We start from the raw sequence: 21,261 nt of genomic DNA, 5'->3' as shown, positions 1-21,261 counted from the left end.
AGGCGGACGTCGCGTCAGTCCGCCTCCTCGCACTTGTCCTGCTTGACCTTGAACATCTTCCGAAACTGAGTCTCGAGCGCGCTCCGCATCGCCTCCATCTTCTTGGCGCCGGTGTTGCGGAGGTTGTAGTTGACAGCGCAATTGGTCCAGCCGAAATTGACGAGGTAGATCCGCATGCGCTCCTGCCCGTCCGCCTTCTGGGCTTCGGCAGAATAGCGGGCGTTGCAGGCCTGCGGGCTGGCGTTGTTGGCGCAGCCCTGCGCCACGGTCTGGCGAAACATCTGCTGCAGGTCGGTCTTGCCCTCGATCGCGTCGACGAAGCGTGCGCAGGCGGCGGCAGGCTGATAGTCGCGCAATGCCGAGGGCATCTTGAAGCCGCGGGTCTGGGCCAGCTCGAAATCGCAGCTGTCCTTCAGCTCCGCCACCCTGGCGCGCCGATAGTCGTCGACGCCTGGCAGCGCGATAAACTCCAGCCGGGCGGCGGCGTCGAGCGCAGCCTTGCAGGTGCGATCGATCTTATCGGGGTCGAGCGCGGCGACCGCCTTCGGCTCGAACGCCGGCAATGTGCCCGGGGACTCGAAATCGGACGGGCCGAACAGCAGACGCACGGTGTTGCGCAGCCGCGTCTCGTCGTGCTTGGCGGGATCGTACCGGACCGTGAAACGGCAGCCGCTGTCCCAGGACATCGTGCGCTCGGCGGCATGGGCGCTGGCTCCGGCGAACGTGACGGCGGCGAGCGCCAGGCTTGCGATCCATCCGGTCCAGCTTCGTCGGGTCATGGCACTCCTCGCAGGCGACCTTTGCCTGCATCCTACCCTGTCCCCGCGCCGACGCCAGTCCGTGCCGCACACATCCGCAGCGCGACGTCGTCACGCTCGACGTGGCGATGCCAGACCTGGCGGCGCGCGCAGCTACAGTTTCTTCAACGAGACGACCGCACTACCCTTGTTGTTGAAGTAGAATCGATACAACAGCCAAGGAAACAGGATGGACGTGTCGTTGACGTAGACGAACACCTCCCCATCGCTGCGGGCCGTGAACCTGGCTGTCCAGCGGCGGCTGCCGGGCGTTTCCTGCTGGAAAGCCGGGAGATGCTCCTCGAGCCCCGTGCTCCCCACCCGCACGATCGGCGCGAACCAGTTCGACCAGATCAGGCGCTTGAAGGGTATCCCCGGCAGCTGCGTCCAGGTGCCGTAACCGAAGCCGGCCGGAGTCGCAGGGATGCCGCCGTCGCTCCATGCCTCCCCGACGTCGAGCACGATCTGATAGGTCTCGCCCTGCGCCACGGTCAGCGCCGTCGGATAGCAATGGTGACGCGTCTCGAACACTGGCCGAATGCTTCCACCAGGGTACGCGCCGATCTCTGTCTGCTCGACTTCGGTCGGCCTCAGCGTCTCCTTGCAGAACAGCCCGGCCGTATTGGCCGCGCCGAACCCCAGCCACCAGAACAGCCAGAACATGATGGCGAACGGGAAGATCCACGTTTTGAGGAGATAGAAACCGGCAACATACCAGCCCTGGCGGCGCAGCGAATAGACCGTCGCGCGCCAGCCGGTCACCGGCGTGTGCCGTGACGGATCGTTCCAGGCGATGCGTGCGGTATCGCGGATCTTCTGCTGAAGCGAGGTGCCCCACGACGTCAAGCCGAGCGCCACAGCTACCCCGATCAAAAGGAAACCGGGCGAATCCCGAAACGCGACGAACCAGGGGTCGAGAAATTTTGGCAGGAACGCAGCGGCCGCGTTGACCGCCGGATCGCCCACCACATGCAGCGGAACATAGAGGAAGCGCGGCCAATAGATGACGGCGTATGGGATCGCCGCGACGAACAGCAGCGCGAACATGGTGACGAAATAGACCACGCGGCGCAGCCACACCCAGTTCCAGACGTCATCCTGGACGCGTATCCGCGCGCGTCCCTGATCGCACGGATGCAGACCATCGGCTGATGTGCCCGAGTCGTCGGTCACGCGGTAGCTGGCCGGCACGACGACCGGTGCATAATGATCGGTGCCCGACCGGATGCGTTCGAACACGGTGTGGTGGATGACAGGCTTCGCCGGCGGCAACGGCGGCTGTGGCAGGCTCGGATGCAGATCGCCGGCCAGAAGCTCCGTCTGCGGCTTGAACGGCGAATGCAGCAGCCATTTCATGCGCCTGATATCGTAACGCAGCGAGAGCTTGTACGGCGGCGCGTCGTAGATCTCGCGCAGATTGCGCGGCTTGTAGCGGTAATAGGCCGCAAGCCCCTTGCGGGAGTCGTTGAGCTTATCGAGCGGATCGATCTCTGGGTCGTAGAGCAGGCTGCGCCGCTCGTCGAGATAGACGAGACCATAGGCCTGAGCCCGGTCCAGCATCCAGTCGAGCGTCACATAGGACAGACCATCCTGCGGATAGCCGCCGCCGATGTCGGAGTGCACGCCGGTGAACCACACCTGGCTGATGCGCTCGCGGTCACTGGCCGGCAGATCGGTGCGCAGATGCGGCGGCGGGTCGGCGCGTTTCGCGGCCTCGCTGCGTGGATCGTGATCGATGCCGAACAGCCAGTCCTTCTTGTCACTCCGGCCGGGCACCGCCTCGTCACGCCCCCACACGTAGCGCTCGTCCCAGATCACCGGGCGGAACGCATCGCGCTCCTCCTCGATCGCGAGCGCATGGCAGGCGCGATGGACCTTCGAGCTCATGAATTGGTCTGGCATCGACAGCGGCCAGATCCAATAATCGATGGCACGGGTCATCTCCTCGATCGGACCGCCATAGGCGTCGACCGTGTCCCAGATGCCGACGAAATGGATGCTCTCCACCTGAATGGGCGGCGGCTCGGGGGGCAGGTTACGCCAGCTGCGCAGCTTGCGGATTCCCCAATCGCGGATCCCGCGGAGATCGAGGCCGATCCTGCCGAGATAGCGGAGGATGCCGCTGTTGTAGCGCCGGCGGTAGCGGCGATAGGCATCGGCGGCGAACCGTGCCAGATCAGCGTCATTGTTGTTGTAGGGAACGAGCCCCTGCCCCGCGATCATCGCCGCCACGATGCGGATCGTGAAAGCGCCGCGGCTGAAGCCGAAGCAGTAGATGCGATCGCCAGGCCGGTAGTTGCGGCAGCAGAAGCTATAGAGCGCAATGACGTTGCGCTTCAGGCCGAAGCCAAAGATGCCGCCGAGCGCCGCGAACAGCTTGAACGACGAGGTGCCGACGCCGTCGTCGTAGAACGCGATCTGCCGGCTGGGATCGCGCAGATCGAGCAGTTGGAACAGCCGCCAGACATTCGTCTTGAACAAGGCCTTGGCACTGTTGCCGGTCCCATCCGACAGCAGCACGATGTTTCTCGCAGCAGAGTTGGACATGAGGCCCCCCGACCAGAATGCCGGAGCGGAGCTTGGGACCCAATTGTAATAAAAGCAAGGCGCAATCCCCGCGCGAGCGACTTGGGCTGCTCGGCCTGTCAGATTACTCTCGGGATCGCAGCAGCGACCGTCTCCGCGCAGCTCGCATCACCCAGAAATGATCGAGAGAGACCCTCATCCAGTTGTCGTGCGAGAGGACGTCGACCTCTGATCCTTCGACATCGCGCCAGCGTGGTCTTATGCAGGCCGCTCCCTTGCGCGTGCGAGACCCGGATATGATCGAGACGACGACCGCCTATGATCCCCTGCTGCGATGGATTCACTGGGCCACCGCCCTGCTCTTTATCGCGGCCATGCTGATCGGCCTGTATTGCGGGCTGCAGCCGGCGGGGACGTCGCCACGGCGCGAGCTCCTGGAAATCCACAAGTCGCTCGGCATCACGCTGTTTCTGCTGGCGATCGCCCGGCTGATCGTGCGGGCCCGCACCAGCGCCCCGCCCGCACCCGCGGCGTTCGGTCCGGTTGTCCGCGCGCTGTCGCAGCTCAATCACTGGGCGCTCTATGCCGTGCTGCTGGTGATGCCGGTGACCGGCTACATGTTCTCGTCGGCCGGCGGCTATTCGCTGCGTTATTTCGGAACCTTCAGCTGGCCGCGGCTGTTCGCCGGCGACAAGGCGATCGCCCATGCCGGCGAGGTCACGCACGATACGCTGGCCTATCTGGTCTATCTCGTGGTCGGCCTGCACATCGCGGCCACGCTCTGGCACGCGTTCGTCAAGAAGGACGAGACCTTGGCCCGGATGTGGCCGCGGCGGTGAGCGTAGGCGCGTCGCATCTCGTCGTAGAATGATCACTCTCGCCCGTCATGCTCATCGATCAACCGACGAGCAGGAGACCCATTAGATCGGCTTCGCTGCCACGACGAGATCGCCGGCGCGCTGGTCCTGCTTCAGCAGCGCGGCCAATTCGCTCTCATCGAGCGTCTCCTTGACCAGCAGCCGGCGCGCGGCGCGCTCCAGGACGTCGCGCTTGTCCTGCAGCAGCTTGCGGGTGCGCTCGAGCGCTGCGGTCACGATGGTGCGCACCTCGGCGTCGATCGCGTCGCCGGCCGCCTCGCCATAGTCGGCGCTGCGCGAGGCGCCCGGCGCCAGGAACGACTGGTTGTCGCGCTCATAGGCGACCGAGCCCAACTGCTCCGACATGCCGTAGCGCGTCACCATCGAGCGGGCGATGTCGGTGACGCGGCGGAGGTCGTCCGCGGCGCCCGTCGACAGATGGCCGTAGACCACGAGCTCCGCGGCGCGGCCGCCGAGCAGCACCGCCATCTTGTTCTCGAGCTCCTCGCGCGTCATCAGGAAGCGGTCCTCGGTCGGACGCTGGATGGTGTAGCCGAGCGCGCCGACGCCGCGCGGAATGATCGAGACCTTGTGCACGGGATCGGTGCCGGGCAGGCTCATCGCCACGATCGCATGCCCCATCTCGTGATAGGCGACGATCTCGCGCTCCTTCGGATTGAGCAGCCGGTTGCGCTTCTCGAGCCCTGCGACGATGCGCTCGATCGCGTTGTTGAAATCATCGAGCGTCACCTCGTTGGCGCCGCGCCGCGTCGCCAGCAGGGTGGCCTCGTTGACGAGGTTGGCGAGATCGGCGCCGGTGAAGCCCGGCGTCAGCGCCGCCACCTTCTCCGGATCGACATCGGCGGCGAGCTTCGCCTTCTTCAGATGCACGTTGAGAATCTGGATGCGGCCCGGCTTGTCGGGACGGTCGACCAGCACTTGGCGGTCGAAGCGGCCGGCGCGCAGCAGCGCCGGATCGAGAATCTCCGGCCGGTTGGTCGCCGCGAGCAGCACGAGGCCGGTGGAGGAATCGAAGCCGTCGAGCTCGACCAGGAGCTGGTTGAGGGTCTGCTCCTTCTCGTCATGGCCGCCCGCGAACGGGCCCATGCCACGGGCGCGTCCGAGCGCATCGAGCTCGTCGATGAAGATGATCGCCGGCGCCTTGGCGCGCGCCTGCTCGAACAGGTCGCGCACGCGCGCCGCGCCGACGCCGACGAACATCTCGACGAATTCGGAGCCCGAGATCGAGAAGAACGGCACGCCGGCCTCGCCCGCGACCGCCTTGGCGAGCAAGGTCTTGCCGGTGCCGGGCGGGCCGACCAGCAGCACGCCCTTGGGCATGCGGCCGCCGAGCCGGCCATAGGATTTCGGATCCTTCAGGAAGGACACGATCTCGCGCAGCTCGTCCTTGGCCTCGTCGACGCCGGCGACGTCCTCGAAGCGGACGCCGGTGTTGGCCTCGACATAGACCTTGGCCTTGCTCTTGCCGATCTGCATCAAGCCGCCGCCGAGCCCACCAGCGCCGCCCATCATCCGCCGCGAGAGCCAGTACCAGACGCCGAAGAACAGCGCGATCGGCATCACCAGCGAAAGAATGTCGCCGAGAATGTTGCTCTCGACCCGGCCGGTGAAGGTGACGTTGGCCTTGGCGAGCTCCTTGGCGAACTCCTGGTCGACGCGGGTGGTCGCGAAGCGCGTCTGCCCGCTCGGCAGCGGCTCCTTCAGCGTGCCTTCCAGATAGTTCTCGGAGACGCCGACCTCCTTCACCTTGCCGGCGTTGAGCAGATCCTGGAATTGGCTGTAGGGAATGACGGCGACCTGGCGATAGCTCGTCCACGCATTGTGGATCATCATCGCGACGAAGATCGCGACAACAGCGTACCAGAGATTGAAGCGGGTCTGCTTGGTCATGGGTCTCTCGATCGGTGATCAGTCGAAAACGGGCGGCCGCAACCTGCGGATCATCCGGCGCCGCCCTCAGGTGCGGTCCTGCGCTGCGGCCTTGGGCACGAACACCGCCACCGCGCGCGGCAGCACGGAGAAGCGCGCCGGCGTGAAGGTGACGAGCTCGCCGTCGGCATTGATCGGGCGCGGCCGCCGGGTGCGGATCTCGAATGATGTGTCGCGCGATGCGCGCACCTCCTGCCACAGGCCGTGGCGGCCCCTGCGGAAGTCATAGGCCATCGCCAAGAGCTTCCAGACGCGGCCGATCTCCAGCGAATAGAGATCGAGGTGGGAATCGTCGATCTCGGCACGGTGGTCGACCGCCATGCCGCCGCCGTAGTAGCGGCCATTGCCGACCGCGATCTGCAGCGTCTTGACGCGCACCGCGCCGTCGGACGACACGATCATCGCGCGGAACGGCCGGGCATTGGTCAGCACCTTCAGCGCCGTGACCGCATAGCCGAGCCGACCGAACCTGCGCTTGGTCTCCTTGGTCAGTTGACGCGCGAGCTCGGCGCTCAGGCCGAGGCTGGCGACGTTGAAGAACGGATGGCCGTTGACCTCGCCGAGATCGATCCGGCGGCGATGGCCGGCGGCGATCACGTCGACCGCGGCCTCCATGTCCTGGGGCAGGCCGAGCGTACGGGCAAGGTCGTTGGCGGTGCCGGCCGGAATGATGCCGAGCGGCAGGCCGGTCCTGACCAGCGCCGGCGCAGCCGCGTTCAGGCTGCCGTCTCCCCCAGCGACGACGACCGCCTCCGCGTCGTCGGCATGGGCCTCGATCCACGGCGCCACCTCGCGCGGACTATGCGGTGCCGAGATCACGAGATCATAGCCGGCCGCGCTCAGCCGCGACACGGCAATGCCGGCCGCCTCGCCGCCGGAGCGGCTGCCGCGGTTGATGATCATCAGGAGGCGGCGCGTTGCCACGGCGGGGCGCGACGGCGGCGCCTTCGCGATCGATACCTGGTCACCCCCCGTGGTCACGATTGTCTCCCGTACACAAGATGCCAGCGCGCCTCGGCGCGCGGGTTCCATACAAAGTGGCGAGCAGGCACTCCGGTTCCATCACGATCCCGGCCCCAACCGGAGGATTCCGGAAGGCACGCGGATGACGATTGTCGGGATGGTGAAGTGGGGGGCGAGAGCCGCGAGGGCCGATAGCTACAAGCGACGCGTGTGGCCGCATCTCGTCAAACTCCTCCGCGCTCCAAAGCGCGCAATACCGTCAGCGGTATCGGTCATGAAAGAGAGTCCGACATCATAGTCCCGGGGACTATCAGAGGGGCCCGGATCTCCGGTCCTCTGGAATTAGTTGACCGACGCCCGCCTGCAAGACGCCTGCCGGGGTGGCAGACACTCTGTCGCACCTCGCCGTTCATCTTGCTGAACGTTGACGCAAACCGCGGGCTCTTGAAAACCAATCGGCACACACCTACGTCCGTCGCCTACCCCTGGTCCGGGCCCCTCTGGTGAAGCTGCCGGTGCGCTCACGATGTCGGACCTGACATCAATCTCACCGGCCTGATTAAGAGGACCCGTCGTGGAATTCCTGTTCATCGCGTTTGCCGGCAAGCCCGTCTGGATGTGGCTCGCCTTCCTCGCAATCGTGCTCGCCCTCCTCGTCTTCGACCTCGGCATCCTCCATCGCAAGACGCGCGAGATCTCGGTCCGCGAGAGCCTCGTCATGAGCGCCGTCTACATCATGCTCGCCCTGGCCTTCGGCGCCTGGGTGTGGTGGCAGCTCGGCGCCGAGGCCGGCACCGCCTATCTCACCGCCTTCACGATCGAGAAGGCGCTGGCGATGGACAACGTCTTCGTCATCGCCATGATCTTCAGCTATTTCGCGATCCCGCGCGCCTATCAGCACCGCGTGCTGTTCTGGGGCATCGTCGGCGTGATCGTGCTGCGCGCGATCATGATCGGCCTCGGCGCCGCGATCGTCGCCCAGGCGAGCTGGGTGCTGTATCTGTTCGCGCTGTTCCTGGTCGCGACCGGCGTCAAGATGCTGGTGTTCAAGGACAAGCCGCACGACGTCGGCGCCAATCCGGCACTGGCCTGGATGCGCCGCCGCTTCGACGTCACCGACCGCCTGCACGAGGAGCGCTTCTTCGTGCGCCAGCCTGACGCGCGCGGCAAGCCGACCTGGTTCATGACGCCGCTGTTCCTGGCGCTGATCCTGATCGAGTTCGCCGACGTCATCTTCGCGGTCGACTCGGTGCCCGCGATCTTCGCGATCTCGACCGACCCGTTCGTGGTCTACACCTCGAACATCTTCGCGATCCTCGGCCTGCGCGCGCTCTATTTCGCGCTCGCCGCGATGGTCGATCGCTTCCAATATCTCAAGCTGGCGCTGGCGGCGGTGCTGATCTTCATCGGGTCGAAGATCTTCCTGGCCGACCTGCTCGGGCTCGAGAAGTTTCCGCCCGCCATTTCGCTCGGCATCACCTTCGGTCTGCTCGGCGCGGGCATCGCCTACTCGCTGTGGAAGACGCGGCCTGCGGTCGAGCCGATGAAGTGAGGCAGGTCAGAGGACATGAGGTTGCTGCGTGGCAATGAATGATGTCACATCCGACGATGAGGACTCCTCGGCGCCGCGCCGTCACAACGGGCCGATCAGCCGCCGGCTGCTCGCGATCGCCCGCACGGTGCGATCCGAGGAGCCGTCGATCGGCGAGTTGTTCGACCGGCTGGAATCGGAAGGTCTCGGCCTGACCCTGCTGCTGCTGACCCTGCCGGCGCTGATCCCGTTGCCTGGCCCGTTCGGCATGGTGTTCGGCACGTTTGTCGCGCTGGTCGCGTTGCAGATCCTGTTCGGCGCCGAGCGGCTGTGGCTGCCCGAGCAGTTGCGCCGCCGGCCGGTGCCGCAGCGGCTGCTGCGTAAGATCATCCGCGCCGGGTTGGACTGGGCGGGCTATGCCGAACGCGGCCTGCGCGAGGACCGGCTGGTCTGGCTGACCGGCCGGCCGGCGCGGATGCTGCTCGCGCTGCCGCTGCTGCTGATGGCCGTCACCATCATCCTGCCGATCCCGATGGGCAACGTGATGCCGGCGCTGGCGCTGATCGCTGCCTCGATCGGCTTCATGGCCGGCGACGGCCTCGCGGTGCTGGTGTCGATCCTGATTGCAATGGCCGCCGTGGTGTGGACGGCCGTTCTGCTCTACACCGGCGCCGCGGCGGCCGATTATGCCGCAACTCTCCTGGCACGGCTTGCGGTGCAACTGCGGGCCATGCTGGAAAGCATCGGTGTCGATCTCGGCTTTGCCGCCGGCGTGACAACCGTGTTTGCAGTGGCAACCGGCATCGCCGCGCTGGCCCTCTGGGTGCAGGCGGTGCGCCACCGCCGCAGCCGGCGCGCATCCTACGATCCGGCGCAGGATCCCCGCGAGCGCTCCCGCGCGCTGGCGCGTCGCGGCCGCGGCCTCGTGGCCGCCGCGAGCATTGCGACCACCGCAGCCGCCGTCTTCGTCGCCACGCGCTTCATGCTCACCGGCTCGATCTGAAGTTCCCGCTGTGGCAGCGCGGCCGCGCGACGGTGCATTGCGGCTGCGACGGACATATCTCCGTGAGCGCCTGTCCGCGCAAGCGCGAGCACTTGTCATTGAAGCGGCAACAAAAAATGCGACCGGTAAGCGCCGACGCGTCGCGTATCATCGACGCCCTGCGAGAAATGCCACTGTCCCTTTGTGCCGGCTGCAGCTATACGAGAGATGACTGTCACTAAACGGTTACAGAATCGACACATGCCCGATTCGAACGCACCGGCGTCGATCCACGGCGATGGCCATGCGGTCGGCGTGCGGGAGGGTGGCGAGTCGGCGAGCAGCGATCCCGGCGGCGCCGCCGACAGCTTGACTGCGCAGCACCTTGCCGATCATGCGGTCACGCAGGGTGATGCCACGGCGCCCAGCGTGGACGCCGCAGCGCCGTCCTTGCCGGATCCGGCGGCCGGCAGCGGCCACGAGATCGAGCTGAAGCTTCTCGTCCCACCCGATCAGCTCGCCGGCTTCAACAACGCGCCGGTCGTCATCGCGCATGCGCGCAACAAGGGCTCGCGCAAGCATCTGACCTCGGTCTACTACGACACGCCAAAGCGCACGCTGTGGAAGAACGGCTTCACCTTGCGGGTGCGCCAGAGCGGCTCGCGCTTCGTGCAGACCGTGAAGGCGCAGCACTGCGACGATCCGCTCAAGCGCGGCGAATGGGAGGCGAATGTATCTTCGCTGGCGCCCGATCCGGCGCTGGCGGCCGCGCTGCTGCCGGAGGAGCTGCGCGCGACGCTGGCCGATGCAACGCTCGAAGCGGTGTTCACGGCCGACGTGCATCGCCATGCGCGCATGCTCGACGTGCCCGGCGCGACCATCGAGATCGCGTTCGACAGCGGCGTCATCAAGGCCGCCGAGCACAGCGAGATCGTGAGCGAGATCGAGCTGGAGCTCAAGAGCGGCAACCCCGCCGCCATCTACGAGATCGCACAGCGCATCGGCGATCACGGAGCGATCCGGCCTTCGATCCGCAGCAAGTCGGCGCGCGGTTTCGATCTCGCCACGGGCAAGGCTCCCGGCGCCGAGAAGCCGCGCAAGCCGTGCCTCGATCCAGCGGTGTCGCTGGACGAGAGCTTTGCGATCGTCCTGCGCGGCAGCCTGCATCATCTGTTGCAGGCGATGCCTGCGGCGGAGGACGGCCGTGATCCGGAAGGCGTGCATCAGTTGCGGGTGGCGCTGCGCCGCCTGCGTGCCGCGTTGCACCTGATGCGGCCGCTCGGGACCTCGGCGACGCTCGACGCTCTCGAGGCGGATGCGCGCTGGCTGGCGCAGGGCCTGTCGGCGGCGCGCGACCTCGACGTGTTCCTGACCGATACGCTGCCCGAGATCGCCGAGGCCTGCCCGACGGTCGCAGGCTTCGACTCCCTTCGCGCGCTCGCCGAGCGGCGGCGCGAGCTCGCCTATCGCACGCTGCGCATCGCGCTTGCCGAGCGCCGCTGCGCCGCTTTCGTGCTCGGCCTCGGCGAATGGATCGAGACCCGCGGCTGGCGCAACGACGTCTCCCCCGACGATCTCCGACGCCTCGCCGCGCCCGCGATCGATTTCGCCGGGCCCGTCCTGTCGGAGCGCCATCAGAAGGTGCTCAAGCGCGGTCGCCGCTTCAAGAAGCTGCCGGCCGAGCGCCGCCACCGGCTGCGTCTTGCGCTGAAGAAGCTGCGCTACAGCATCGACTTCCTGCTGCCGCTCTACGGCGCCAGCAAATCGGCGAAGAAATACGCGAGAACGCTCGCCGGCTTCCAGGAGCAGCTCGGCCACTACAACGACATGGCGGTCACCGCCGGCGTGATCGAGACCCTCGGCACCACCTCCACCGACGCGGCGATCGCGGCCGCCGCGATCACCGGCTGGCAGTCGCATGCCATGGCGGGCGTGGAGGAGCCGCTGCGCGAGGCGTGGCGCGCCTTCACCAAGGCGCCGACGCCGTGGGAGGCCGAGGAGGCGTGACGACCGGAGGCCGATGACGTCGGTTCATGGACCGCATTGATCTGGTTCAAGACATCCGGGCGAGAGATGTAGGAGCGTGATCCCATGAAGATATCCAGCGTGACGTGTCCTCATTGCCGTGCCGCCTACGAGATCGCGGAATCGACATCCGCGGTCGGCTCGGCCGGCCGGTTCGACTGCGGCGTCTGCGGGACGCCATTGGCGGCGTGGGACGAGCCGAAGCTGCGGGCCTTCCGGCTGGAGGTGCCGCCCGAGCACAAATACCCGCGCGTGCCGGCCCCCGCTCCGCTCGCCTGACTCCCGTTCCGAAATCCGGAACGACCGGCATGGTCGGTCGAGATGACCGCGCATCTGCGCATGGCACCATGGCCGGGCGCAACTTGCCTGGCTTTTTTGACCGGGTCATAGTCGGTGACAGCGCGGTGCTGCCGGCCGGTCTGGCCGCATCACTGCAGCGTCCCATTCCACTTCAGCGAGTCATCCGGTCCTCATGCCCATCCTCAACAGCATTGCCGCTCTCTCCGACGAAATGGCCGCCTGGCGCCACGATTTCCACGAACATCCCGAGCTGTTGTACGAGGTGCATCGCACCGCCGGCATCGTCGCCGACAAACTGCGCGAATTCGGCTGCGACGAGGTCGTGACCGGCATCGGCCGCACCGGCGTGGTCGGCGTGATCCGCGGCCGCAAGTCGGCCTCCGGCAAGACCATCGGCCTGCGCGCCGACATGGACGCGCTGCCGATCGAGGAGACCTCGGGCGTGCCCTACGCCTCGAAGACGCCGGGCCTGATGCATGCCTGCGGCCATGACGGCCACACCGCGATGCTGCTGGGTGCCGCCAAATATCTCGCCGAGACCCGCAATTTCGACGGCACGGCGATCGTCATCTTCCAGCCGGCCGAGGAAGGCGGCGCCGGCGGCAAGGCGATGGTCGACGACGGCCTGATGACGCGCTGGGGCATCCAGGAGGTCTACGGCATGCACAACATGCCGGGCGTCCCCGAAGGCCATTTCGAGATCTCGCCCGGACCGATGCTCGCCTCGGCCGACGCGATCCACATCAAGGTCACCGGCAAGGGTGGCCATGGCGGCGCCGGCCCGCACCGGGCGATCGACAGCATCCTGATCGCCTCGCAGATCGTCAACGCGCTGCAATCGATCGTCGCCCGCAACGTCGACCCATTGAAATCCGCCGTCATCTCGGTCTGCTCGATTCACGGCGGCACCACCTTCAACGTGATCCCCGAGACGGTCGAGATGCTCGGCACCGTGCGCACGCTCGATCCGGAGATCCGCGATCTCGTCGAGAAGCGGATCGTCGAGGTCACCGAAGCCACCGCGCGCGCCTATGGCGGCTCGGCGGAAGCGATCTACGAGCGCAAATATCCGGTGACGATGAACCACCCTGCGCAGGCGGCTTTCGCCGCCGACGTCGCCCGCGAGATCGCTGGCCAGGAGCGCGTCAACGACCGCGCCATTCCGCTGATGGGCGGCGAGGACTTCGCCTTCATGCTGGAGGCCCGCCCCGGTGCGTTCGTGTTCCTCGGAATGGGTCCCGGCAACGAGTGCCACCATCCGGCCTACCGCTTCAACGACAACATCCTCAGCGCCGGTGCGTCGTACTGGGTGAAGCTGGTCGAGAAGAGCATGCCGGCGAACTGATCGGCTGACGAAAACGTAAGGTGGGCAAAGCAGCCGCCGAAGGCGGCAGCGTGCCCACCGTCGCGCGGCATTCTCCGCGGCGAGATGGTGGGCACGGCGCCACCACGATCTCACGCGACGAAACAGCACGGCCGCGCCTTTGCCCACCCTACAGACTGGATTCCTTCGCTCGCAATGACGCCGGTGGTGGGCACCGGAAGCCCTCCAAGCTCCGACATCGCGAGCGCCAGCGAAGCGACCCAGGGGCGCAGTGCGCGAACCAGACTGGCGTGCGCTTCGAACTCCAAAGGAACAGTTCGCTCCCTATCGAAACGTCGCGCGCGGCCAGCGGCTAGGAGAAGGGCTCCCTCTCCGTCCGCGAGGCCCATATGCAGCGCAGCTCCGACCTCCTCCGAGACCTCGCCCTCCTGCTTCTGCTCTCCGCCCTGTGGGGCGCCTCCTACACCCTGATCAGGATCGGCGTCGAGACGATCCCGCCACTGACCCTGATCGCCGCGCGCACGCTGATTGCGGGGCTGCTGCTGGCCGCGATCATCCGCAGCCGCGGCCTCGCCTGGCCGCGCGAGCGCAGGATCTGGCAACGCTTTCTGATCCAGGCCGGCCTCAACAGCGTCGTTCCATTCACGCTCATCGCGTGGGCCGAGCGCACCATCGAGGCAGGCCTCGCCACGATCCTGAACGCGACCTCGCCGATCTTCACCTTCCTTCTGACCGCGCTGGTCACGCGCCACGAGCCCGTCACGCTGCGCAAGCTGATCGGCGTCGCGGCCGGCCTCGCCGGCACCAGCCTTATCGTCGGCGTCGAGGCGCTGCACGGGCTTGGCCAGCAATTATGGGCCCAGCTCGCGATCGTCGCCGCCACCATCTGCTATGCCGGCGCTGCGATCCTGGGCAAGAGCTTCAAGGGGCTCGATCCGATGCTGCCGGCCGCGGGATCGCTGCTGTCGGGCGCCGCGGTGCTGATACCAGTCGCGCTCGTCGTCGACCATCCATGGGCGCTGGCACCGTCGCTGCGCTCGGTGCTGGCGCTGACCGCGCTCGCGACCGTCTCGACCGCCGCCGCGATGGTGATCTATTTCCGCCTGGTGCAGACGCTCGGCTCGATCGGCGCGACCGCGCAATCCTATCTGCGGGTGCCGATCGGCGTTGCGATCGCCGTCGCCGGCCTCGGCGAGCACCTCGCGCCGACGGCGTGGATCGGGCTCGGCTGCATCATCATCGGCGTGCTCGCAATGACGATGCCGGTGCGCAAGGCGGTCACGAAAGATCGGGAAGCGTCGTAGCCCGCATGAGCGCAGCGACATGCGGGGACGGTTGCCCGGGGTCGCTTCGCTCGCCCGGGCTACGCGGAGCGAGCAAACCACGCCTCACCCGATCGCGATCGCGACCTTCCCGAGATGCGCGCCGCTCGCCATGTAGTGGAACGCCTCGCGTGCCTCGCTGAACGGAAACACGCGATCGACCACCGGCTTCACCTGATGCAGCGCCAGCGCGTTCGCCAGCGCCTGGAGATCATCGACCGCGCCGACCGTGACGCCCTGCAGCCGCTGCTGCTGCATCACCATCAGCGGCAGCCGCAGCTCCGAGGCCGGGGCGCCGGCAAGCACGCCGATGAAGGCGATGGTGCCGCCGATCCGGGTGGCGCGGATCGATTCGTTCAGCGTGCCGACGCCGCCGACCTCGACCACGAGATCGACGCCCTGCCCGGTGATCTCGCGCGCCTTCTTGCCCCAGTCCGGCACCTGCTTGTAGTTCAGCGTCACGTCGGCGCCGAGCGCCGCCAGCCGCGCGATCTTGGCCTCGCTCGACGACGTCGCGATCACCCGCGCGCCGGCCATCTTCGCAATCTGCAGCGCGAAGATCGAGACGCCGCCGCTGCCTTGCGTCAGCACGGTCTGGCCGGGCCCGATGCCGCCGAGCTTGATCACCGCACTCCAGGCGGTGACGCCGGCGCAGGGCAAGGTCGCAGCCTCGATGTCGGTGAGATGCGCCGGCGTCCGCACCAGCGCCTGCATCGGAAACACCCGATACTGCGTCAACGTGCCGTCGACGGCGCCGCCCAGCGCCGCGCGCATCTTCGCCTCGCTCGGCTCGCCGCCGGTCCAGCTCTCGAAGAAGCTGCCGATGACACGGTCGCCGGCCGCGAACGCCGCGACACCCTCACCGACCGCCTCGACCACGCCCGCGCCGTCGGACAGCGGCACCAGCGGAAATTTCTGCCGCGAGCCGTAGCCGCCCCTCACCGTGAGCAGGTCGCGATAGTTGATGCTCGCCGCGGTCAGCCGCACCAGCACCTCGCCTCTCCCCGGCTGCGGCACCGGTTTGTCGACCAGCGCCAGCGCATCGATTCCGCCGGGCCCCTGCAGCTCGTAACATTGCATCGGATGTCTCCCGCCCCTGCGGCGCCGCCTTGTTGTTCTGACGGGAATGGTGAAGCGTTTCGTGCCGGCGATCAAGCCGAGTGCGTTCCGCGCGACGGACAAACGACGCGAACCCGCGCCTATCCGATGGACACGGCGCCGGCGGCTCTCAGTCCTCGATCAGCGGAATCACGACGTGGTTCAGCACATATTCCGTGCCAACCCAGGTGATGGTGATCGAGAGCAGCAGCAATCCAGCCAGCAGAAGCATGTCGCGTCGTTCCATCGAACACATACGCGGCAGCGCTGCTGCGCGTTTCGCATCGCAGCCATGCCGCGCGCCGCGAGACATGCGACGCCTGCGAGGAACCGCACACCGACCGACGACACTCCGTCACATCGCCGCTTCGAACCTGATCCGGCAGACCAGACCTTCGTCGCGATAATCCTGCTCGATGCTGCCGCCGATCGCCGCAAGGCTTGCCCGGATCATGCGCGTGCCGAACCCCTCTTTCCCGGGCGGCTCGATCGGGTGCGGACCGAGTTCGCGCCAGGCCACGGTGCCCCGGCCGCCTTCCTGCGCGATCTGCAGCTCGAGCCGTCCGCCCGGGCCGCGCAGCGCGCCGTATTTGACGGCGTTGGTCGCGAGCTCGTGAAACACCAGCGCGAGGTTGCGCACCGCCTCCGGCCCCAGCGGCATGTCCGGCCCCTCGACCGTCACCGCGCCGGAGGCGCGATACGGCTGCAGCTCGACGTCGAGCAGCATGCGCAAGGTCATCAGGCGGTGATCCGACCAGGCCAGACTGTTGGCGCGCGCGACGGCATCGAGCCGCAGCGCGATCGCTTCTCCCTTGGCGCGATCCTCGCCCGACAGGCTCGATCTGACAATCGCCTGAAACAGCGCGAGCTGATTGTTCACGCGGTGCCTCAGCTCGCCGAGCAGCAATTCGCGCGCATGCTCGCTGCGCTTCAGCTCGATCAGCGCGCCGCGACAGAGATGCGCAAGCCAGATGATCAGCGCCGCAGTGCTCAGGAACCCGACGAGGTTGACCGCCTCGGTATGATCAGGACGGTCGGTGAAGCCCACCAGCACCACCGTCGCCGAGAGCCAGGCGGCAAAAATGGCCGCGGGAATGCCGCCGAGCAGCGCGGCGAACACGACCGCGGGATAGAAGGTCGCGTAGGGCAGCGTCGCGCCGGCGAAATCCAACCCGATCCGGCCTGCGGTCGAAATCGCGACAGCAAACGTGGTGAGCAGAAACGTGGTCGCCGACCACTGTCTGCCCCGACCGATCCAATCTGAGAAACGCTGACCCACTCGCACGACTGACCCCGAGCGCAACGTCTATCGCCCGACGCCGCCGGGAACAAGCTGAAGGAACTGCCACTCAGGTGCAAAAATTTTAGGAACTTTTGCAGTGTCGTTGCGTTCAGCCGTCCCTTTTACCATCGCCGGACCGCATCATGCCGCGCCGTGGGAGAAGCCACCTTTCAATCGTGACAGACATGCGTCACTGCATAGCGTGAAGCGCGCTGCATCGGGGCTGCTCGAGGGCATCGGTGCTACTCCGCGTCGCGTCCGAGTAGCACGAATGCCGGACGTTGCACGATCAGTTCGTCGCAGGCCGCGCCGACGAACTGATTGGCGATGGTATCGGAGCGCTGCACGTAAGAGAGCTTGTATCCAGCGCCTCTTGTTGCGCTAATCCTAGCGGCTTGCCGCTGAGCGCCGCAGCGTCGATCATGCGACCATGACGACGAAATCGCGCGAGAGACTCTACGGTGCCGGCATCCGCATCGCGCAGGAGCAGGCCGCGCGCGCACGCAAGGAAGCGGATCGTCTGGCCTGCGACGCCTGGAACAAGCGCATGCTCGGCTACAAGGGACCGGCGCAGCCGTCGCCGCTGCTCGGCGATGCGCTGAACGCGGGCTACTACTATCTCGAAGTGCGCTGCCTCGGCTGCGACACCAATCAGACGGTCGCGCTCGACGTCATCAGGCGCGCCAAGACGACGCCGATCCATGAGCTCGAGCGCTACATGCGCTGCCAGGACTGTTCGCGGCTTCGCGGTCATCCCTATAAGCGCAGCGCGCTGGTGGCATTGCGCGAGACCAAGATCTCGGCCGCACATCCGGCCTCGACATGGTGGCCCGGTGAACGATAGACAGTCGAACCGCGCGCGTCGTGTGTCGCCTCTGATCCGCGGAGGTACTCCGATCAGGACCGAGCGCTGCACTCGCAAAAATACATCGACACCCGGAACAAACATGAAGATCCACCGTTCTGAACTGCTGCCGGCGCGGCAGGGAAGCGGAACATGTCAGAGTTTATGACCCAGCCGGACAAGCTGCGGGCCGACGCGGCAGAATGCGCCCTCATTCGTGATCTCGCCACCGACCGCGACAAGCGCGAGCTGTTCGCGCGCCTGGCCGAGCATCTGAGCATGCTCGCCGCCGAGGTCGAACGCGCGGCGCGCGCACCCGACAGCCGCGCGGACGCCGGCCTTCGCTGAACCGCTCTCGCGACGACCTGCTCCGATTGCGCTCCGCTGCTGTCGCGGTGCTCGCCACACAATCGCGCAACTCCACTTCGCTATAGATCGGGATGATCCGCGATCGATTCGCGCAGCGAGCGATCACGCCCCTCTCAGCGCCACAGGTGCCGATCTTGCGACGTCTCCTCCCCCGCCTCGCCTGCCTCGTTCTGCCGCTTCTCCTCAGCTTCCCCGCCGCAGCCGCCGAGCTCGTCGGCCGCGTCAGCATCGTCGATGGCGACACGCTGGACATTCATGGCGAGCGCATTCGCCTGTGGGGCATCGACGCGCCCGAAAGCGCGCAGCTCTGCCGCGGCCGCGACCGCAAGCCATATCGTTGCGGCGCGCTGGCCGCCAACACGCTGGACGCGTTCACGCGCGGCAAGGTTCTGCGCTGCCTGCCGGTTGATGGCGATCGCTACGGCCGCATCGTCGCGCGCTGCGCAGCCGGCGCGACGGATCTCGGCCAGTTCATGGTGGCGCGCGGGCTCGCGGTCGAGGAGCCGCAATATTCGCGCGGCGTTTACACCGCCGATCAGCGCGCCGCCCGCCGCGCCGGCCGCGGCATCTGGTCGGGCCGCTTCACCGAGCCGCCGCTCTATCGCAGCTGCATGCATTCAGGTGGAACGACGGCGGTGTGCTCGGACGGCGGGATCGGCTGGCGTTGAGTGGCGCCGCCTTGTCCACCGGCACAACAGCTCAATTGCCACGCCTCGGCGTCTCGCTGTACGGTCGCGCACCGCAAGGACCAGGGCTGGACGAGGACGATGACAGAGACAAAGACGCGCGTGGCGATCCTGTTCGGTGGGCGCTCGGCGGAGCACGACGTCTCGCGCGCCTCGGCGGCCAACATTGTCCGCTCGCTCGATGCCGGCCGCTACGCCGTCACGCTGATCGGCATCACCACCGATGGACGCTGGGTGCTGGCCGACGCCGCGAATGACGGCACAGGCGCGGCGCTGACAGTGCCCGCGGACGGCCCGCAGATCGTGCTGCTGCCGGCCGGCCGGGGCCGCGCGCTGGTCATCGGCGACGGGCCCCTGCGCGAGCTCGCCTTCGACGTCGTCTTCCCGGTGCTGCACGGTCCGAACGGCGAGGACGGCACCGTGCAGGGCGCGCTGGAGCTCGCCGATGTCGCCTATGTCGGCGGCCGCGTGATGGGATCGGCGGCGGCGATGGACAAGGACGTCGCCAAGCGCCTGCTGCGCGACGCCGGCCTGCCGATCGTGCCGTTCGTCACGATGACCGCCGCATCGGCGGTGAGCTATGAAGCGGCGGTCGCCGCGGTGGGCTCGCCCGAGCTGTTCGTCAAGCCGGCCAATCTCGGCTCCTCCGTCGGCATCTCCAAGGCGCGCAACGAAGCGGAGTTCGACGCTGCCTGCCGCCTCGCGCTGCGCTTCGACGGCAAGATCCTGATCGAGCGCTGCATCAGCCCGGTGCGCGAGATCGAATGCGCCGTGCTCGAGCATCCCGACGGCAAGGTGGCGGCTTCCGAGCTCGGCGAGATCGTGCCCGCCGACAGCCACGGCTTCTATTCCTATGAAGCCAAGTACACCGATGCATCCGGCGCCTCGCTGCACGTCCCGGCGCAGGTCGAACCTGCGCTCGCCGCGCGCATCCGCAAGATGGCCACCGAGGTGTTCGGCGTGCTCTGCTGCGAGAGTCTCGCGCGCGTCGACTTCTTCGTCCGCGGCGAGGAGGTCTATGTCAACGAGGTGAACACCCTGCCGGGCTTCACCAACATCAGCATGTATCCGAAGATGTGGGAGGCCACCGGCCTGCCCCAGCCGGCGCTGATGGATCGTCTGATCGCGCATGCGCTGGCGCGTCATGCGCGGCTGAGAGAATTGGCGTCGCAGCGCTGAGGAACGCTTCTGCGGCGGCCGCAGGTCAGCGTGGCGCCACCTTGACGCCGGCGGCGACCCGGTCGCTGGGATAGATGATCACGACATCGCCGCTGGCGACGCCGTCGGCCACGGCGGCGAACCGGCCCGAGCGCCGGATGAGCCGGACGGTGCGCAGCTCGGCGCGCCCATCCTTCAGCGCAAACACCGACCAGTCGTCACCGCGCTTGAACAGCGCGCCGGTCGGAACGATGGTCGCATCCTCCTGCGTGAAGACGACGATCTGCGCATCGAGCTGATAGGCATCGCCGAGCCGCTGCCATTGCTCGGCCGGCGAGACGATGTCGATCAGCACGTTGACGCGCTGCTCCTCGACGCCGAGCGTGGAGATCTTCGTGAAGGCCGCCGGCTCGACCCGGCGAACCCGGCCCGACAGGCGGCCTGCCCCGCCCCAGCGATCGATCGTGACCTCGGCGCCGGGACGGATCTCGACCGCGTCGGTGCTGAGCACGTCGATGACCACTTCGAGATCACGGGGATCGCCGAGCTCGAGCAGCGCCTCGCCTGGCTGCACCGTCGTTTCGCTTTCCTGGGTCACCTTCAGCACCAGCCCGCCGACCGGTGCGGTCACGTTCCAGCTATCCGCGGGCGCGTCGGTATCCGTGTTGCTCCCGTAGCGCGCCAGCATCGCCCTGAGCTGGCTGAGCTCGTGCTCGGCGGCATGGTCGGCATATTCGGCGGCGCGCAGGTCACGTTCGGCAATCCGCATCGCGAGCTCGGCGCGCTCCCGCGCCTGCGCCGTCGCAGCGCCGCTGGCGGCCAGCGCCATGGTGCGCGCAAGATCAGCGCTCGCCTGCGCGCTCTGCGCCTGCGCCCGCGCCACCACCTCCTTGGCCCGCTCGACATTGGCTTCGGCCGCGCCGAGCTGCTCCTCGACCTCGCGACGGGACCGCGGATCGAGCAGCGGTGCCGGCGCCGGCGTGATGGTGGCGACGACGTCGTCGGCCTTGACCTGGTCGCCGGCCTTGAAGCGGATGCGCCCGAGACGGCCGGCGAGCGGCGCCGCCACGACGTAGCGCTGGCGCACCCGCGTCTTGCCGTCGTCATCGACGGTGGCAACGAACCGCCCTTTCGTCACCGCGGCCGTCTCCACCGGGACCGGACCCGGCATCACCATCCAGGCGATGATGCCGGCCGCGGCCAGAACGCTCGATACGATGACGACGCGGCGCAAAACGGGGGGCATG

General features: G+C 67.3%; 18 protein-coding genes. 11 read left to right on the top strand and 7 right to left on the bottom strand.

Annotated features, from left to right (window positions below):
- Positions 1–14: 14 nt before the first annotated feature.
- On the bottom strand, positions 15–779 hold the full coding sequence (locus tag QX010_RS28715) for a hypothetical protein (protein WP_316183099.1): 765 nt from the start codon (positions 777–779) through the stop codon (positions 15–17).
- A 132-nt stretch (positions 780–911) separates the two neighbouring features.
- Complete coding sequence (locus tag QX010_RS28710) at positions 912–3,344, bottom strand: DUF2235 domain-containing protein (protein WP_316183098.1); 2,433 nt, start codon at positions 3,342–3,344, stop codon at positions 912–914.
- Positions 3,345–3,619: 275 nt separating this feature from the next.
- Here QX010_RS28710 and QX010_RS28705 point away from each other — a divergent pair, with 275 nt between their 5' ends.
- The gene (locus QX010_RS28705; RefSeq protein WP_316183097.1) at positions 3,620–4,162 is read left to right on the top strand and encodes a cytochrome b; all 543 of its coding nucleotides are present in this window, start codon (positions 3,620–3,622) and stop codon (positions 4,160–4,162) included.
- A gap of 81 nt (positions 4,163–4,243) precedes the next feature.
- Here the strand turns inward: QX010_RS28705 and ftsH are convergent, their stop codons facing one another.
- Together ftsH and QX010_RS28695 are read right to left on the bottom strand one after the other, a co-directional pair.
- Positions 4,244–6,091: an ATP-dependent zinc metalloprotease FtsH gene (gene ftsH, locus QX010_RS28700; RefSeq protein WP_315801172.1), complete on the bottom strand. Its 1,848-nt coding sequence runs from the start codon at positions 6,089–6,091 to the stop codon at positions 4,244–4,246.
- A gap of 66 nt (positions 6,092–6,157) precedes the next feature.
- Positions 6,158–7,111, bottom strand: coding sequence for a lipid kinase (locus QX010_RS28695; protein WP_315801173.1), 954 nt, complete (start codon positions 7,109–7,111; stop codon positions 6,158–6,160).
- Between the two features lie 556 nt (positions 7,112–7,667).
- On the opposite strand from QX010_RS28695, the gene QX010_RS28690 reads away from it, so the two are divergent.
- From QX010_RS28690 to QX010_RS28665, 6 genes are all read left to right on the top strand, one after another.
- Complete coding sequence (locus tag QX010_RS28690; RefSeq protein WP_316183096.1) at positions 7,668–8,645, top strand: TerC family protein; 978 nt, start codon at positions 7,668–7,670, stop codon at positions 8,643–8,645.
- Positions 8,646–8,673: 28 nt separating this feature from the next.
- Positions 8,674–9,627: an exopolysaccharide biosynthesis protein gene (locus QX010_RS28685; protein ID WP_316183095.1), complete on the top strand. Its 954-nt coding sequence runs from the start codon at positions 8,674–8,676 to the stop codon at positions 9,625–9,627.
- Between the two features lie 240 nt (positions 9,628–9,867).
- A complete protein-coding gene (locus QX010_RS28680) occupies positions 9,868–11,613 on the top strand; it encodes a CYTH and CHAD domain-containing protein (protein WP_316183094.1) in 1,746 nt (581 codons plus the stop codon).
- 84 nt (positions 11,614–11,697) lie between these two features.
- Positions 11,698–11,910: a hypothetical protein gene (locus QX010_RS28675; RefSeq protein ID WP_315801177.1), complete on the top strand. Its 213-nt coding sequence runs from the start codon at positions 11,698–11,700 to the stop codon at positions 11,908–11,910.
- 193 nt (positions 11,911–12,103) lie between these two features.
- The gene (locus QX010_RS28670) at positions 12,104–13,276 is read left to right on the top strand and encodes a M20 aminoacylase family protein (RefSeq protein WP_315801178.1); all 1,173 of its coding nucleotides are present in this window, start codon (positions 12,104–12,106) and stop codon (positions 13,274–13,276) included.
- Positions 13,277–13,644: 368 nt separating this feature from the next.
- Positions 13,645–14,559, top strand: a complete 915-nt coding sequence (locus tag QX010_RS28665; RefSeq protein WP_316183093.1) for a DMT family transporter — start codon at positions 13,645–13,647, stop codon at positions 14,557–14,559.
- Between the two features lie 84 nt (positions 14,560–14,643).
- On the opposite strand, the gene QX010_RS28660 is transcribed toward QX010_RS28665, so the two are convergent.
- A complete protein-coding gene (locus tag QX010_RS28660; RefSeq protein ID WP_315801180.1) occupies positions 14,644–15,657 on the bottom strand; it encodes an NAD(P)-dependent alcohol dehydrogenase in 1,014 nt (337 codons plus the stop codon).
- Between the two features lie 373 nt (positions 15,658–16,030).
- Positions 16,031–16,978 carry a sensor histidine kinase gene (locus QX010_RS28655; RefSeq protein WP_315801181.1) on the bottom strand — a complete coding sequence of 316 codons (948 nt, stop codon included), beginning with the start codon at positions 16,976–16,978 and terminating at the stop codon, positions 16,031–16,033.
- Positions 16,979–17,387: 409 nt separating this feature from the next.
- On the opposite strand from QX010_RS28655, the gene QX010_RS28650 reads away from it, so the two are divergent.
- The 4 genes from QX010_RS28650 to QX010_RS28635 all read left to right on the top strand — a co-directional run bounded on the left by QX010_RS28650 (position 17,388) and on the right by QX010_RS28635 (position 20,035).
- The gene (locus QX010_RS28650) at positions 17,388–17,801 is read left to right on the top strand and encodes a hypothetical protein (RefSeq protein WP_315801182.1); all 414 of its coding nucleotides are present in this window, start codon (positions 17,388–17,390) and stop codon (positions 17,799–17,801) included.
- A 153-nt stretch (positions 17,802–17,954) separates the two neighbouring features.
- The gene (locus QX010_RS28645; protein ID WP_316183092.1) at positions 17,955–18,149 is read left to right on the top strand and encodes a hypothetical protein; all 195 of its coding nucleotides are present in this window, start codon (positions 17,955–17,957) and stop codon (positions 18,147–18,149) included.
- A 152-nt stretch (positions 18,150–18,301) separates the two neighbouring features.
- Positions 18,302–18,838, top strand: a complete 537-nt coding sequence (locus QX010_RS28640; protein ID WP_315801379.1) for a thermonuclease family protein — start codon at positions 18,302–18,304, stop codon at positions 18,836–18,838.
- 99 nt (positions 18,839–18,937) lie between these two features.
- Complete coding sequence (locus QX010_RS28635; protein WP_316183091.1) at positions 18,938–20,035, top strand: D-alanine--D-alanine ligase family protein; 1,098 nt, start codon at positions 18,938–18,940, stop codon at positions 20,033–20,035.
- 25 nt (positions 20,036–20,060) lie between these two features.
- Here the strand turns inward: QX010_RS28635 and QX010_RS28630 are convergent, their stop codons facing one another.
- The gene (locus QX010_RS28630; RefSeq protein WP_316183090.1) at positions 20,061–21,260 is read right to left on the bottom strand and encodes an efflux RND transporter periplasmic adaptor subunit; all 1,200 of its coding nucleotides are present in this window, start codon (positions 21,258–21,260) and stop codon (positions 20,061–20,063) included.
- Position 21,261: the final 1 nt, after the last annotated feature.

The organism is Bradyrhizobium sp. SZCCHNRI1009, from assembly GCF_032487575.1.
Lineage (GTDB): Bacteria > Pseudomonadota > Alphaproteobacteria > Rhizobiales > Xanthobacteraceae > Bradyrhizobium.
The sequence above is the reverse complement of the archived record's forward strand: the minus strand, read 5'-3'. Positions and strand labels throughout refer to the sequence as shown.